The sequence below is a fragment of the Burkholderia sp. AU30198 genome, assembly GCF_020419825.1.
In the GTDB taxonomy this organism is placed as follows: Bacteria; Pseudomonadota; Gammaproteobacteria; order Burkholderiales; family Burkholderiaceae; genus Burkholderia.
Map to the genome: position 1 here is coordinate 242021 of NZ_JAIZSA010000005.1, position 15154 is coordinate 257174.

General features: G+C 66.5%; 12 protein-coding genes. 4 read left to right on the plus strand and 8 right to left on the minus strand.

The genetic code is table 11. The features are described 5' to 3' along the window. The first annotated feature begins 3 nt into the window (after positions 1-3). Positions 4-1707: a cobaltochelatase CobT-related protein gene (locus LGN19_RS14205; RefSeq protein ID WP_226215356.1), complete on the plus strand. Its 1704-nt coding sequence runs from the start codon at positions 4-6 to the stop codon at positions 1705-1707. Between the two features lie 259 nt (positions 1708-1966). Continuing rightward, the gene (locus LGN19_RS14210) at positions 1967-3070 is read left to right on the plus strand and encodes an alpha/beta fold hydrolase (RefSeq protein WP_226215588.1); all 1104 of its coding nucleotides are present in this window, start codon (positions 1967-1969) and stop codon (positions 3068-3070) included. Positions 3071-3118: 48 nt separating this feature from the next. Here LGN19_RS14210 and LGN19_RS14215 read toward each other — a convergent pair whose 3' ends face one another. From LGN19_RS14215 to LGN19_RS14230, 4 genes are all read right to left on the minus strand, one after another. Beyond that, complete coding sequence (locus tag LGN19_RS14215; RefSeq protein ID WP_226215358.1) at positions 3119-4888, minus strand: histidine kinase; 1770 nt, start codon at positions 4886-4888, stop codon at positions 3119-3121. A gap of 79 nt (positions 4889-4967) precedes the next feature. After that, positions 4968-6389, minus strand: coding sequence for an HD domain-containing phosphohydrolase (locus tag LGN19_RS14220; protein WP_226215359.1), 1422 nt, complete (start codon positions 6387-6389; stop codon positions 4968-4970). 137 nt (positions 6390-6526) lie between these two features. Then, positions 6527-6976 (minus strand): GNAT family N-acetyltransferase, encoded by a 450-nt coding sequence (locus LGN19_RS14225; protein ID WP_226215361.1) that lies wholly within the window; start codon positions 6974-6976, stop codon positions 6527-6529. Positions 6977-7085: 109 nt separating this feature from the next. After that, positions 7086-7637, minus strand: a complete 552-nt coding sequence (locus LGN19_RS14230) for a tetratricopeptide repeat protein (RefSeq protein WP_226215363.1) — start codon at positions 7635-7637, stop codon at positions 7086-7088. A gap of 317 nt (positions 7638-7954) precedes the next feature. Here LGN19_RS14230 and LGN19_RS14235 point away from each other — a divergent pair, with 317 nt between their 5' ends. Both LGN19_RS14235 and LGN19_RS14240 read left to right on the plus strand, forming a co-directional pair. Beyond that, positions 7955-9154, plus strand: coding sequence for a DUF6136 family protein (locus LGN19_RS14235; protein ID WP_226215365.1), 1200 nt, complete (start codon positions 7955-7957; stop codon positions 9152-9154). Between the two features lie 11 nt (positions 9155-9165). Then, complete coding sequence (locus LGN19_RS14240) at positions 9166-9789, plus strand: ABC transporter ATP-binding protein (RefSeq protein WP_226215367.1); 624 nt, start codon at positions 9166-9168, stop codon at positions 9787-9789. A gap of 261 nt (positions 9790-10050) precedes the next feature. Here LGN19_RS14240 and pntB read toward each other — a convergent pair whose 3' ends face one another. The 4 genes from pntB to LGN19_RS14260 all read right to left on the minus strand — a co-directional run bounded on the left by pntB (position 10051) and on the right by LGN19_RS14260 (position 15120). Further along, positions 10051-11463 (minus strand): Re/Si-specific NAD(P)(+) transhydrogenase subunit beta, encoded by a 1413-nt coding sequence (gene pntB / locus LGN19_RS14245; RefSeq protein WP_226215369.1) that lies wholly within the window; start codon positions 11461-11463, stop codon positions 10051-10053. Positions 11464-11476: 13 nt separating this feature from the next. Further along, a complete protein-coding gene (locus LGN19_RS14250) occupies positions 11477-13069 on the minus strand; it encodes a Re/Si-specific NAD(P)(+) transhydrogenase subunit alpha (protein WP_175221127.1) in 1593 nt (530 codons plus the stop codon). Positions 13070-13435: 366 nt separating this feature from the next. Beyond that, positions 13436-13912, minus strand: a complete 477-nt coding sequence (locus tag LGN19_RS14255; RefSeq protein ID WP_174962631.1) for a GNAT family N-acetyltransferase — start codon at positions 13910-13912, stop codon at positions 13436-13438. 404 nt (positions 13913-14316) lie between these two features. Further along, positions 14317-15120, minus strand: a complete 804-nt coding sequence (locus tag LGN19_RS14260; RefSeq protein WP_122949921.1) for a lipid II flippase Amj family protein — start codon at positions 15118-15120, stop codon at positions 14317-14319. Between the last annotated feature and the right edge of the window lie 34 nt (positions 15121-15154).

Here is a 15154-nt window from a genome sequence, read left to right on the forward strand (position 1 = left end):
GCGATGGACCGGGACGACGACGCGCGGTCGCTCCACCTGACCCGGCTGGCCCGCACGCTCGCGCAACGGCACGGCATCGAGGTGCGGTTCGCGCGCCACGGGCCGGTCGTGCAGCGCGACCTGCTGGTGCTGCCCGACACGCTGCTCGCCGGCGACATCGACGACGACGCGATCGTCGGCCTCGTCGACCTCTACGCGGCGCGCACCCGCTTCGGCGCGATCGATGACCTTGCCGCGCTGGCGTCGCCCGGCGTGCGCGCCATTGCGCAGGCGATCGACGACCGGCGCGCGGCGGGCCGCCTCGCTGCGATCTATCCCGGCGCGATGACGTTCCTGCGGCGGATGCGAGCGGCATCAGCCGCCGACACGCTCCGCCGGTGGCCACGGATCGCGTGGCGCGACAGGCTGGTGTGGCGCATCGAGCGTGCGCTATGGGACGAACCGCCATCCTCCCTCGAGCGCGTGCCGTCGCTCGACGCGACGATGGCCGCATCGGACGATCTCGTCGACGAAGCACGCGCCGCGACCTCGACGGCTGACAGCATCCGCGCCGCGCACCGGATCGTCGAACGTGTGCGCGCGCTGGCGTCGGCCGGTGCGAACAACATGATGTTCACGGCCGATCCGGGCAGCACGATCGACAGCGACAGCGTCGCCGCCGAATTCGACTCCGACGGACCGGGCGCGCCGGACGACGCACGTGCGCCGGTTTCGGCCGAATCGAGTGCCGGTGCGATCGCCGACACGGAATCGTCGGCGCAAGCGCCGACGCCAGGCGATGCGACGCCCGGCACGATCCGCCTGTCCGCGGACAACCGGCCGCTGCTGTCGGTCCCGCTGACCACCGCGTTCGACACGGTGACGGACTTCACCGGCCAGGGCGAACCGGCTCGCTGGCACCGCCTGCGAAGCGCCGCCCGCGCGCAAACCGAGCCGCTCAAGCTGCGACTCGAACGCGCGTTGAAAGTGGACGAGCAGACGCGCTGGAAGCGCGAACAGGAACGCGGCGAGCTCGACCGGACGTCGCTCGCGCGCCTCGTCACCTCTCCCGGCTATCGCACGCCGTTCCGCGTCCGGCGCGCGGCGCCCGGGCGAGATGCGGCCGTCAGCCTGCTGATCGATTGCAGCGGGTCGATGGCCGGCAAGAAGATCGAGCTCGCCAGGCTGTGCGCGGCGGCGCTGTGCGATGCGCTGACGCAACTCGGCTTCGCGTGCGAAGTGCTCGGCTACAGCTCCGTCGAAGATGCCGCGATGCGCGCGCACTACCAGCGCTGGATCGACGCCGGCCGCGACACGTTCGGCTATAACCGGTTCGTCGAACGGCTCGACCTGCGCATCTACAAGCGGTTCGATTCCGACCACACGAGCGGCCTCGCCTGCATCGAATGCGGCCATGAGAATCCCGACGGCGAGGCGTTGAGCTGGGCCGCCGAGCGGCTGCTGGCGAAGCGGGCGCGGCGGCGAATCCTGATGGTGCTGTCGGACGGCTATCCGGCCACCGGCGACGGCCACCCCGCAATCCTGCGCACCGACCTGCGCGCACGTGTCGATGCGCTGCGCGCGCGGCGCGTCGAACTGATCGGCGTCGGGATCCTCGACGATTCGGTCGAAGCGTTCTATCCGGTCAGCAGCGTGGTCGAGCATCTGCACGAGCTGCCGGGCGCGGCGTTCAGTGTGCTGAGCGATACGCTGCTCGATCGGCGTTAGCCCTGCGCGCGACAGGATAGAAGCAGACGCCCATTCGCAGCGGCGTCACATCGGACGATTAGCATCGCCGATGGCAGACTCGAATCGCCACGGTGAGGCGGCAGGATCGCGCTTTCCGTTGCATTCGACCGCTCAACCGGTTCAATGCGCACGCGGCCGGCAGCACGAATCTTGCTCCGCGTCCCATTTCGATTTTCAACTCGACAGCGGATTCGGCCGCATCTTCCTGCCACGTTCGGCCGCCGGCGCGAAACTGCACATGCCCAGGAAAAAAGCCAGCCTCTGGTTACGGCATCTCGAACTGCTTGCCATCGCCACCGGCACGCGCCCGGCGAAGCGCACGCGCAAGCCGCGCCCCACCACCAAGCGGGCGATCAAGCCTGCCGCCGGGCCAGCCGTCACCGTTCGTAGCGCCAGACACGCGGGCACCGCGCATCCCGCCCGCGCAGCGACGAACAAGGCGCCCGGCACGTGGCTCCGCTCGTTTCATTCCGCCGGCCCGAGTGCCGGCCGCTACGTGAACCACCTTTCCTACGCGCTGTATCTCCCCGCCGCGACGGCGACGACAGCCGGCATGCCGGCCGTCGTCATGCTGCACGGCTGCAAGCAAAGTGCCGAATCGTTTGCCGCGGGCACGCGCGTGTGCCGTCTCGCCGAGCGGTCGGGGTTCGCCGTGCTGTTTCCAGAGCAAGCCAAGACGGCCCATGCGCACCGCTGCTGGCACTGGCATGGCGACGCGATACAGTCCGAAGCCGCAGCCGTCGCGTCGCTGGTCGACGCAATCGTGCAACAGCACGGCTTCGACCGCGACCGGATCTACGTGGCCGGCATGTCCGCCGGTGCAGGGCTCGCCGCGGCACTGGCAATACGGTATCCCGATCGATTCGCGGCAGTTGGCCTGCACTCCGGCCCCGCCATCGCACCGCCGTCGTCGACGATGATGGCGATGAACCTGATGCGTCGAGGCCTCCGCGACGACCCAATACGCATGGTCGAATCCTGCGCCGACGTCGCGTCCTATCCCGGCATGCCGGTCCTCGTCATGCATGGCGCACTCGATACGGTCGTGACCGACCGGAACGCGACGCAGCTCGGCATCGCGTTCGCACGGCTCAACCGGCTCGTCGACGAACATGGCGCGATGCGCGTTGCCGAACAACGCATCCATGCGCGCGACGACGCCGACTACATCGACTATCTCAAGGCCGGAAGGCTCGTCGTCAGGGTCTGCATCGTCCGCCGGCTGCCGCATGCGTGGAGCGGCGGCGATCCGCACGAGCCGTTTCACTCCGCCACGGGACCGGACGCCACCGCGATGTTCTGGCAATTCTTTCGTCGCCAACGCCGCAAGCAACTGCGATGACCGCGCGACAACCCGCGCCGGCCGGTGGCGCACGGGGCGGTCAAACGATCACGCCCGTTGCTCCAGCGCTGCCGCGTTCGCACGATCGCCGGCGCGCCGGATCGGAATCCGGACGCAGAACGTCGTGCCGCGCCCGGGCTCGCTCGTCACGTCGATGGTGCCGCGATGGCGCTCGACGATGCCGTGCGATACCGACAAGCCCAGCCCGGTGCCCTGCCCGACCGGCTTCGTCGTGAAGAACGGATCGAAGATCCGCCGGACGACGTCGGGCGTCATGCCCGTTCCGGTGTCGCTGATCGCGATCGACACCTGCTCGCCGTCGCTCGACGTGCGGATCGTGATCACGCCGCGCTCGGGAATCGCATGCGCCGCGTTCACCAGCAGGTTCATGAAGACCTGGTTCAACTGCGACGGCAGGCATTCGACCTGCGGCACGTCGCCGTAATCGCGCACGATCTCGGCCTTGTACTTGAGTGCGTTGTGGACGACGTTGAGCGTGCTTTCCAGGCCCGCGCGAAGATCGACCACGCTCCACTCGCCGCTGGCCGGACGCGAGAAATCGCGCAGGTCCTGCACGATGCGCCGCACGCGCAGCGCGCCGTCGATCGATTCGTCGATCAGCGTCACGATCTCGTCGCGCACATAGTCCAGATCCGCCGCGCGGCCCATCGCCGCCAGCGCGTCGCGCGTGGCCGGGTCGAGCTGCGGCAGCGCGGCTTCATGCGCCGCGATCACATCGAGCAGACTGCGTACCCAGGTCTTCAGCGTATTGAGGTTCGCGCTGACGAAGCCGATCGGATTGTTGATCTCGTGCGCGACACCGGCCGCGAGCTGGCCGATCGACGCGAGCTTTTCCGACTGCAGCAACTGCACGTGGGTTTCCTCGAGCGCCTGCAACAGGCGCCGCTGCTCCTCCTTCTCCTGTTCGAGCCGCGCCTGCGCGGCCTTGCGTTCGTCGATCTCGGTCGCCATGTTCTCGCGCGTCCGCTGCAGCATCGCCGTCGTCTGTTCGTAGCGGTGCAGCGCGCGCTCCAGTTCGACGGTGCGCAAGCGCACGAGTCGCTCGAGCGTATCGGTCATCCCGCGCAGGAAGGTTGTGCGCGCATCGAATCGGCTCAACAACAAAGTGACGACCAGTGTCCCCGTCGTGAACAGCGCGACGGTCGTCGCGAGCCACGGCGTGTCGACCCCGTTCGCGGCTCCGCACCGCGCGTCCGGCGCGAAATGCGCGGCCGCCATTGCCGTGTAGTGCATGCCGGTAATGGCGATGCCCATCACGAAGGCCGCGCCGACCCGTTGGGCGGTCGCATGGCGCGCCTGCTGCACGCGCAGCGCCTGTGCGATCCACAACGCGGCCGTCGACGCGATCACCGCGATCCCGATCGACGCGGCGAACAACGCCGCATCGTAGCGAATGCCGGGCTGCATGCGCAGCGCGGCCATCCCCGCGTAATGCATGCCGGCGATCCCGCCGCCCATCAGCGTGCCGCCCGCGAGCAGCCGCCACCAGCCCAGCCGCGCGCGCGTGACGACCGTCAGCGCGAAGTACGACACGAGCACGGCAATCGCCAGCGACGCGCCGGTATCCGACAATGCGTAGCCGAGCGGAATCGGCAGCGAGAACGCGAGCATGCCGACGAAATGCATCGACCAGATGCCGGTACCCATCGCCGCCGCGCCGCCGCCCAGCCACGCACGCTTGAGCTTCGGATTGTCGAGCAGCGAAATGAAGGCGGCCAGGTCGAGTGTCGTATAGGAAGCCAGCGTCGCGATCGCGAGCGACAGCAGGACCAGCGGGAGATTGTAGGTGCCGTACATGATGAGCGCCCGAATCGAGGTGAGTGCGTCGCCGCGGCGCGCGATCGCGCACCGCGGCCATCAGGCCGCGCGTCCGCGCTCAGGCAGGGGCCGTGCCCGCATTCGGCACGTTCGGCACCGGTTTCGCCGCGGCCTGGCCGGCCAGCACGAGGATGTCGAACGGCGTCCCCTCGCGCGTCTCGAAGCGGCGCACGAGCTCGATCTGGTGCGCCGACATCACGCTGCCCTTGGTCATCAGCAGCACGCCGCGATGCGTGCGCAGATCGTCGGCGAGCTGCATCCCTTCGCGCAGCTGCGCGGACTTGATCTCCGCGACCGACGCCGCGATACCGAGACTCGCCGGGTCCCGCAGCAACTCGCTCAGGCGATCGACGATCCGCGGGTCGTAACGCACGCCGGCCTGCGAGCGCAACGCGTCGATCGCCTGCTCGACCGAATGCGGCGCACCGATGTCGCCGTTGCGCAGCCCTTCGAAGTCGCGCACGATCGCCACGATCCGCGAACCGAGCGGGATCGAGTCGCCCGCCAGCCCCTCCGGCGTGCCGCGTCCGTTGAAGCGTTCGTACTGGTGCAGCACGATCGACGCGACCTTGTGCAGTTGCGCGACCGGCGTCAGCACCATCTGCGCGCGCAGCGGATGCTGCTGGAACAGGCTGTGCTCTTCGGCCGTCATTTTCGCGAGCGGCTTGCGCAGCAATTCGTCCGGCAGCGACAACTTGCCGATCCCGTGCAGCAGCCCCGCGAAATAGACGTCCTGCGCATGCAGCTCGCTCATCCCGGATGCCAGCGCGAGCCGCCGCGCAATCTCGCCGACCCGCATCGCGTGACCGCTGGCGGACCCGCAGCGCATCTCGATCATGCTCGCGCAGACCTGGACCATCGCGGTGAAACTGCTTTTCAGGTCACGCTGCGCGGCTTCGAGGAACATCACCGTCTGGCCGAGCTCCTCCGTGCGCGCACGAACCTGCGTCTCGAGTTCCGTGTTGAAACGGCGCAGCGCTTCGTTCTGTGCTTCCGTCAGCGCGGCCAGCCGGGCCGCTTCGCGCCGCAGGTGCCGCTGCTCCAGCGCGTGTTCGATGGTCAGCAGCAGGTCGTGATCGTCCCACGGCTTGTTCAGGTAGCGATACACGCCGCCATCGTTGACGGCCTGCACGACCGACGCGATCTCCGCATAGCCCGTCAGCAGGATGCGCATGGTATCCGGGTAGCGCGCCCGTGCACGGGCCAGGAACTCCGCGCCGCTCATGCCCGGCATCCGCATGTCGGACACGATCAGGTCGACTTCGGTCGACGCCAGTATCTCGAGGGCGGCCTCGCCGCTTTCCGCGGTCAGGATCGCGTAACCCGCGGGCCGGAACACGCGCCTGAGCGCCGACAGCACGCTCGGCTCATCGTCGACCAGCAGGATCGACGGTACGCCACCCGCATCGTCGGAGGTCGCTGCCGCCCCGGTCGTTTCAGGCGATACCGCATTCGGTCCGTTTGTTGCAGATGTCGTCATGATGGGCCTCGGATCACGTATTTATAGTCTCTCTGCATCAACGGCCGGCGCCGCGCATTCCGTATCCGGGAAAACGCTGATGCGCTCGCCCGGACCGCACCGCGAATGCGTCGCCGCAGTGCGTGGCCGTATGCGATCTACACGGTCGCCGAACCAGGTTCGCGCACGTAGTAGATGTCCCACTCCGCTTCGTCGGTCTGCACGAAGCCGTGCCGCGCATAGAAGCGGTTCGAAGCGCTGCCGCGCAGCGCGCCGACGCGGACGGGCATGCGCTTCTCATCCGCCTCGGCAAAGATCCTGCGCAGCACGGCCGCGCCGATGCCCTTTCCCTGATGCCCGGGTGCGATGTACAGATGGTCGAGCAGCCAGTGGTCTTCCTGCGGGCGAACCACGAAAAAGCCCGCGTTCACCCCCTCGGCTTCGATGAAGCGGCATAGCGCCGGGTCGAACGACGCGAGAAAGCGTTCGCGCGCACGCTGGGGATCGAAGCGGCCGATACGCTCGAGGCTGTCGCGCATCGCGGCGATGCGGATCGCGACCAGCGTTTCGGCGTCGGACGGGGTGGCGAGGGGAAAGGTCAGGTTCATTGGCAGGTTGTGCTCATGCGAAGAAAACGCCCAGGATCGCGATGCGGGCGTCGAAGCCTTCTCGCGACGCGGGCCGGCGGGCCGGCGGGGGGGGGCATGCGGGCATGCGTCAGGGCGTCTCGATACCTTCCGCCCGCGTCGCCAGGAATCGCAGGTACTTGCCGTCCTCGTCCTCGAACAGCTCCGGCCCGCCGCCCATGTAGGCGCGCATCAGCTCGTCGGCCGCGCGATCGAGATTGCCGAGTTCGAACTGGCATTGGCCGAGCCGCAGGTGCAGGAACGGGTTGCCGATCGCGTTGGGGAAATGCATCGCTTCGCCGAGATTGTCGCGTCCGGCCGCGTAGTCCTCTTGATAGAAATTCGCGTCGCCGATGGCGGCCATCAACCAGGTTCCGGCTTCCCAATTGGTCTTGGGTTCGGGAAGCAGGTCGAAACCCGCCCAGAATTTCTCCAGCGCGCCTGCGTAGTCGCCATCTTCCATCAATGCATCGCCCGCGTCGCTCAGCGCGCCGATCCGTTCGTACAGCGCGTTGTCCAGTTCTGCCATGTCGAGTCCCTGTTCCGGAGTTGAAATCGGCCCGGTACGGCCGGTGGTTGCGATACGATCGCGGCGATTGTGTGCAGTTTTGCCGTCCTGCGCGTTCACCCGGCCGGCATTCATCCAGCATACCCGAGCCGTATGACGCGCGCGCCTCGACTTTCGGCGTACCTGTCCGGCGTTTGCCGAATGATCGGCGCCGGAGTCTTGCTCACGGGCCCGACAAGACTCGGATCCGGATGCTACGCTGACGGATGTCTTGAGCCGCCGCGGCCCGCCCGTTTGCACGGCCGTTGCGGCCATGTGCGGCGAGGTTTTTCATACGGCCCGACGATCTCATGCCTGTCGCCGCACCCATCGAAGACGGGTGAGGTTGTGGCGCGGCGACCGCCGTGGCAGGATGCCGGGTTCGTTTGCTCGGTCAAAGGGAGCTGGAAGCGATGTTGTCTTGCCGACTGAGGTGGTACGCGCTCGCGACGTCCAGCCTGCTGCGCAGGCATTGGCAGGCACTGCTCCTGCTGGCCATGTTGTTGCTGCCGGCGATGCCGGTGTTTTCGCAGACACGCATCCTGGGCGCGCCCGTACTCGCAGCACTGGCGCCGTCGCATGGCATCGAATGGCGGTTCGCGTGGGTGCACCTGCTCGAAGCCGTGGGCATCGTGTGGGTATTGGCGCAGCGTACCGCGATCACCGGGGGGCCGTTCGTCACCTTCCTGGCGTCTTTGCCAGTCCCCGACAGCCGCCGTCGCGTCGTCGACACCCTCGTCGTGATCATCGCGAGCACGCCACTGTTGCTGCCCGTACTTGCGGCCGCCATCGCACTCGCCTTTGTGCCGCAGAAGGCAGTCAACTACCTGTTCGTTTTCGACCTGTTCCTGATTACGCTGGGATGGCAACTGACCGCGCTGTCGCGCAATATCCGCAACGCAATCGCGTTGACCGTCGCCAATGCCTTCCTCGTCGGCGGCTTTCACGCCGAGGGCGCGTTACGTCCGGTGTTGCTGATCGTGGCATTGTTGCTCGCAGCGTTCACGATTGCGCATACCGCCGGCGCGTCGTCCGCCCGGTCGAGAACACCGGGCGCATGCACGCGTCGCGTCACGCATGCCATCCGCGCCCGTGCACGGAATGGGCTTTCGCCCATCGCCGGGCTGCAAATCGGCATCCTGCGGGACCGTGCCGCGAGCACCGTCGGACGCTGCGTGATGATGGGTGCGGTCGCCGTCGCTACATGCTTCCTGCTCGCACTCTGGGGTTTCGACAAGCGCGCGGTTCCGCTGACGCTGATGGCGCAGGCCGTCATCGCACTGATTGCGGCGACGACCTATCGCGATGTGCGGGCGGCTCACCTGCGTGCGGCTCACTTCATGCGGTCGCTGCCGCTGTCGGCCTTTGCGAAGCGCCGAGCCGACTGGCTGACCGTTGCCGCACTGGCGCTGCCGTTCGCCGCGATCGCACCGCTATTGCTGGCGCTGCACGGCGTGCTGTCATGGCAGATGGCGGCCGCGCTGGTGTGCTCGGGCGCACCGCTCCTCACATTACACTATCTGCCGCAACGCTACGCGCCCCGACAATCCGTGTTGCTGGGCGTCCTGCTGACCGTGATCTGGGTCACGCTCACCTGGCCAATTTTCGTTTGATCGACCGATCCATGCTCCGCTTCGACAATCTCGGCAAGCGCTACGACAAGCGCGTCATCTTCCAAGGACTCCACTACGCATCCGGTGCCGGATGCGTCGCGCTATGCGACGAAAACGGCAGTGGCAAATCAACGTTGCTCGCCATTCTCGCCGGCACCCTTGACCCGGACGAAGGCGAGGTGTGGCTCGGCGGCCATTCGCTGCGCACCGCGCCGCTCGATGCGAAATCCGCACTGGCGTACGTGCCCGACGATTGCCTGGCGTATCCGTTTCAGACCGGTCGTGAATTTCTCAACCTGGTGGCGGCGGCCAAGAAGACGGCTGTCGATACCCGCACGCTCGAACTGGCGGATCGATTCGGGCTGGCACCGCATATGGAGAAGCGTTTCGAGCAGATGTCGCTCGGCACGCGCAAGAAGCTGTTCCTGACGGCGACGACGCTCGGCGCGCCCACCGTCGTGATCGCCGATGAACCGGGCAACGGGCTCGATGCTGCGTCGCGTGCGGTGCTGATCGATCTGTTCAAGACGTTGGCTAAAGACCGGGCCGTCTTTTTTTCGAGTCACGATCCGGCGCTGGCACGCGCGTGCGACGCAAGGATCACGAGTTTTGCCGAGCTTGGATTCGCTGGATAGACGGTATCGTCGCCGACGCCGTCACGGGGATGGATCGGGTGTGGCGGCTGTACGGACGAGGATCTGCGCGCCGACAATCGATCGCCGTCAATTTCCGGCAGGAAGGAAGGAAGGAAGGAAGTGCAAAACGGACCATCCCGCCCCGCACTTCCGTGATCGCCTCGATGCGCATGTCCGGGGTGCCGGGCCCCGATCAACCGACTGCCCGACACCACAGCCGGTTATCGTGCGACCCGCGCACGTGCCCGACCATGCGCCCCGTCAGGCCTTCAACGCCCCGAAGACTTCGTCCAGCATCTTCTTCGCGTCGCCGAACAGCATCCGGTTGTTGTCCTTGTAGAACAGCGGATTGTCGACGCCCGCATAGCCGGACGCCATGCTGCGCTTCATCACGATCGAGGTCTTCGCCTTCCACACCTCCAGCACCGGCATGCCGGCGATCGGGCTGCCCGGATCTTCCTGCGCCGCCGGGTTCACGATGTCGTTCGCGCCGATCACCATCGACACGTCGGCTTCCGGGAAGTCGCCGTTGATCTCGTCCATCTCCATCACGATGTCGTAAGGCACCTTCGCCTCGGCGAGCAGCACGTTCATGTGCCCCGGCATGCGCCCGGCCACCGGATGGATCGCGAAGCGCACGTCGACGCCCTTCTCGCGCAGCACCTTCGTGAGTTCGTGCACGGTGTGCTGGGCTTGCGCCACGGCCATCCCGTACCCGGGCACGATGATCACGCTTTTGGCATCGCGCAGCAGTTCGGCCGTCTCGAGCGCGCTCACCGCCACCACTTCGCCGGCCGGCTGCGCACCCGCACCCGACGCTGCAGGCGCACCGCTGCCCGTACCGAAGCCGCCCGCAATCACGCTGATGAAGTTGCGGTTCATCGCGCGGCACATGATGTACGACAGGATCGCACCCGACGAGCCCACCAGTGCGCCGATCACGATCAGCAGGTCGTTGCCGAGCATGAAGCCGGTAGCCGCCGCCGCCCAGCCCGAGTAGCTGTTGAGCATCGACACCACGACGGGCATGTCCGCGCCGCCGATCGCCATCACCATGTGCACGCCGAACAGCAGCGACACCACCGTCATCACGATGAGCGGCGTCATGCCGTCCTGGATCGTCTCCGGATGCAGGAACGCGCGGCCGTACACGATCACCACCACGAGCCCGGCCAGGTTGAGCCAGTGACGTGCCGGCAGCAGCAGCGGCTTGCCGCCGATCTTGCCGGAGAGCTTGCCGAACGCAATGACCGAGCCCGCGAAGGTCACCGCACCGATCAGGATACCGACATAGATTTCCACTTCGTGGATCGCGTGCTCGGCGCCCGTGAACTGCACCGACGTATCGATATAGCTCGCGAAACCCACCAGGCATGCCGCCAGACCGACCAGGCTGTGCATCAGCGCAACCAGCTCGGGCATCTGTGTCATCTGCACCTTCTTCGCGGCGTAGAGGCCAACCGCACCGCCGACGACCAGTGCCGCCACGATATACGGAATGCCCTCGGCCGACACACGCGGGCCGAGTACCGTGGCGAGCACGGCGATCAGCATGCCGATCATGCCGAGCAGGTTGCCGCGGCGCGCGGTCTCGGGATTGGCCAGCCCACCAAGGCTGAGGATGAAGAGGATGGCCGCGCCGATATAGGAGACGGTAGTCAGATTGGAAGTCATTGTGGTCGTCTCCTTACTTGCGGAACATCGCCAGCATGCGTCGCGTCACCGCGAAGCCGCCGAACATGTTGACGGCCGTGAGCGTCAGCGCGCCCACCGCCAGGCCCAGGATCAGCCCCGACGGACGGCCCTCCGCTGCCGCGTCGCCCAACGGCGGCGCGACCTGCACCAGCGCGCCGATCGCGATGATCGACGAGATCGCGTTGGTCACGCTCATCAGCGGCGTATGCAGCGACGGCGTGACGTTCCAGATCACCATGTAGCCGACGAAGCAGGCCAGCACGAACACCGTGAAGTGCGACAGGAACGTGGCCGGTGCAAACTGGCCGACCAGCAGAAACGCCAGTGCGCCGACAGCGAACGTGATCGCGAGCGACTTCGCCGACATCGGCGCGCCGCTGCCGTGGCCGTGGCCCTTGGATGCGGCTGCCGCGACCGGCGCCGCCGCGGGCTTCGCCGCGGCGACCGGCTGCTGGATCGGCGGCGGCGGCCACGTGACGTTGCCTTCCTTGATGACCGTGAGGCCGCGGATCGCGTCGTCGTTGAAGTCGACGTTGATCGTGCCGTCCTTGGCCTTGCACAGCTCCTCGGCCACGCGCAGCAGGTTGGTCGCATACAGCGTCGACGACTGCCTTGCCAGGCGCGACGCGAGATCCGTGTAGCCGACGATGGTCACGCCGTGACGCACCACCGCCTCGCCCGGCACCGTCAGCTCACAGTTGCCGCCTTGCTCGCCGGCCATGTCGACGATCACGCTGCCCGGCTTCATCGATTGCACCATCTCGGCCGTGATCAGCTTCGGCGCAGGCTTGCCGGGAATCAGCGCGGTGGTGATGATGATGTCCACTTCCTTGGCCTGCTGCGCGTACATCGCGCGCTGCGCCTGCTGGAAGCCTTCGCTCATCACCTTCGCATAGCCGCCGCCGCCCGAGCCTTCTTCCTCGTAGTCGACCTTGACGAATTCGCCGCCCAGCGACTTGACCTGGTCGGCGACTTCCGCGCGCGTGTCGTTGGCGCGCACGATCGCGCCGAGGCCCGCGGCCGTGCCGATCGCCGCGAGACCGGCGACGCCCGCGCCGGCGATGAACACCTTGGCCGGCGGCACCTTGCCCGCGGCCGTGATCTGCCCGTTGAAGTAACGGCCGAATGCATGGGCCGCCTCGATGACGGCACGGTAGCCGCTCACGCCGGCCATCGACGTGAGGGCATCCATCTTCTGCGCGCGCGACAGCGTGCGCGGCAGCGAATCGATCGCCAGCACCGTGGCCCGCTTCGCGGCCAGCTGCTGCATCAGTTCAGGGTTCTGGGCCGGCCAGACGAAGCCGATCAGCGTGCCGCCCTCGCGCATCAGCGCAACTTCTTCGCTGCTCGGCGGGCGCACCTTGAAAACGATATCGCTGCGGCCCCATAGATCGGCGGCCGTCGGCACGACTTCGGCCCCGGCCGTACGGTAGTCGTCGTCGCTGAAGTTCGCGCCGGTGCCGGCACCGCTTTGCACGGCCACCGAGAACCCGAGCTTGATCAGCTTTTCGACCACGTCGGGAACGGTCGCTACGCGCCGCTCCTCGTGGGCCGTCTCCAGAGGGACCCCAATCTGTAATGTCATATCCTGAACTGTCAGTAGTGGCCGTCGCAAGGAATTACGGCCTGCGTTTCACGTCACCCAACTCAATCCATCCGTGTACGACTTTGCTTCGCGCGCAGCTTGGCACTGCCGCGCGGATTGCACAAACGATCCATCCTCTAGATGTTCGTCTTGTCAGATCAGCCCGGTTCATGCTCCTGGTCCGATTTTCCTGACGAATACCTGGCTGGTGTTCCGATCGGATAAGAACTGCGAAGCATATCCCGTGCCAGAGTCTTCCCGAAATTTATATTTTGAATCGACGCGCATTCAATCCATGAATCCCCTGTCTGGACACGACGAGCCGGCCACCTCCCGTTCATTCGCCGGAGCCGCCCCGCTCGCCGTCTAGACCTGCGCCAAGCGTCGCTCCATCTTCACGATCTCGAGTTCGACCTGGCTTCGCCCGTGCGAAAAACGCCCCTGCCCGACGACCTCGAACCCGTGTCGCTCATAGAAAGCCCGGGCGTTCGTGGTGGCTTCGAGATACGCACGCGCATGGCCGCCGTTCGCGATCTCCGAGACCGCATGCGCGAGCAGCATGGCGCCAACGCCGCCGCCCGCAGAACCGCCACGGACGAACAGCTTGGTGACCTCGTCGCCGGCCGTCTCGACGAAGCCGCAGAGCCCGCCGTCGTCGGCAACCCAGATCGAGCCATCGGCGATGGCGGCCAGGTACATCGAAGGATCACGCCCGTCCAGCCAGCCTTCGATCTGTTGCTGCGTGTAATGGCCGGCACAAAGATTGACGACCGAGTCGCGGTGTACCGCGTAGATGTCTCCCACGTCTTTTGCGACGGCGGCCCGAATCACCGGGGAATTCATTCGATTGGCTCCTGAGGCACGTAGTTCGAGTTGTGCAAGACTGCTGATTTTTTGACGCCACGACAGCGAGACCTCGCGGCAGGAATCGGTTTCATCGCGCGTCCCCCGCTCGCGGGCACGATGCGATGTGTCGCGCCACGACGACGCATGCTGCGTCGCCGGGGATCTTCCGAGCGACCGAGTTTAAACGAGGATGTGGCGTATTCCGGTAAAACCCCGCAACACTCACCCACGCTCGGCGTCGACATGGGCATGTATGCGGCGCGCCCCCTCCTCCGGCGTGCATGTCGACGTATCGATGCGCATCGCGCAAGGCCGCGAACAAGCCGCTATCCGAACCGGGATCGCGCCATTCCGTAGCGTCGATCCGATCTCGCCCGTTCGCGCCGTTCAAGCCTGCCGCGCTAGATCAGCTCGGCGACGCGCACGATGACGAGCGCGGCCGGAACGAGCAGCGCCTGCGCGCACAACGTGCCGAGCACGCGCGCGCCCGCGAGTGTCGTGATGGCCCGCCTGAAGCTGTTTTCCGAGATCCGCCCTTCGATGACGTCGTCGGTCATGACGGACACCTGCGGATCGATGACGACCGCCAGCACGACGGTCGCGAAACCGTTGATGACGGACGACAGGTTCGCGCATGTCACTCTCAGCTCGGGCTTCAGGTAGCCCGCATACAGCGAGGCGAACACGCCGACCGTCCAGATCGCCATCGCGGCAACGTTCAACGCGATGACGCGCCACGACACGCCCGTGTTCGCGGTCAATTGCGTGACGTTCTGGCTCGAAGGCAGTCGTGCGCCGACGCGGAGATAGTTGATGCCGGCGCGACTGCACGCGTGCAGCAGCAGGCGGGGAATCGAGCGGTTCGCCTGGAAGTGTTCGACGGCGCGACTGAAATAACGCTGGAACGTCGGGATCAGGAATGACCCGGCGATGGTTGCCAGGGTTGCGGACAGCAGGAACCACCGGAAGTCGGTCAGCAACCCGCTGCCCATCCGATGCGCGATGTCCATTTCAACCCGTTTCGCGATGAACGGCCCCTGAAAGGAATTGGCCGTTCGGGACACCAGCGCGATGATCCCGAACAACGAGAACGACAACGCGATGCGACGCGTGCGAACGCCGGCGATCCGCACCGCATACGCCAGTGTCGCGATCACATGGATGACGAAGGTAAGCCCGCAGATGATCCAAAGCTGACTGTCCATGCTGGTACCGCGTGCGTGACGGGATCACGAGTGT

Excerpts from the sequence above, each read along its gene's own strand:
- LGN19_RS14225 (WP_226215361.1), bottom strand. The coding sequence starts at position 6,976 with ATGAACCTGACCTTTCCCCTCGCCACCCCGTCCGACGCCGAAACGCTG.
- LGN19_RS14240 (WP_226215367.1), top strand. The coding sequence starts at position 9,166 with ATGCTCCGCTTCGACAATCTCGGCAAGCGCTACGACAAGCGCGTCATC.
- LGN19_RS14250 (WP_175221127.1), bottom strand. The coding sequence starts at position 13,069 with ATGACATTACAGATTGGGGTCCCTCTGGAGACGGCCCACGAGGAGCGG.
- LGN19_RS14230 (WP_226215363.1), bottom strand. The coding sequence starts at position 7,637 with ATGAATGCCGGCCGGGTGAACGCGCAGGACGGCAAAACTGCACACAAT.
- LGN19_RS14210 (WP_226215588.1), top strand. The coding sequence starts at position 1,967 with ATGCCCAGGAAAAAAGCCAGCCTCTGGTTACGGCATCTCGAACTGCTT.
- LGN19_RS14235 (WP_226215365.1), top strand. The coding sequence starts at position 7,955 with ATGTTGTCTTGCCGACTGAGGTGGTACGCGCTCGCGACGTCCAGCCTG.
- LGN19_RS14220 (WP_226215359.1), bottom strand. The coding sequence starts at position 6,389 with ATGACGACATCTGCAACAAACGGACCGAATGCGGTATCGCCTGAAACG.
- LGN19_RS14205 (WP_226215356.1), top strand. The coding sequence starts at position 4 with ATGGACCGGGACGACGACGCGCGGTCGCTCCACCTGACCCGGCTGGCC.
- LGN19_RS14255 (WP_174962631.1), bottom strand. The coding sequence starts at position 13,912 with ATGAATTCCCCGGTGATTCGGGCCGCCGTCGCAAAAGACGTGGGAGAC.
- LGN19_RS14215 (WP_226215358.1), bottom strand. The coding sequence starts at position 4,888 with ATGTACGGCACCTACAATCTCCCGCTGGTCCTGCTGTCGCTCGCGATC.
- pntB (WP_226215369.1), bottom strand. The coding sequence starts at position 11,463 with ATGACTTCCAATCTGACTACCGTCTCCTATATCGGCGCGGCCATCCTC.
- LGN19_RS14260 (WP_122949921.1), bottom strand. The coding sequence starts at position 15,120 with ATGGACAGTCAGCTTTGGATCATCTGCGGGCTTACCTTCGTCATCCAT.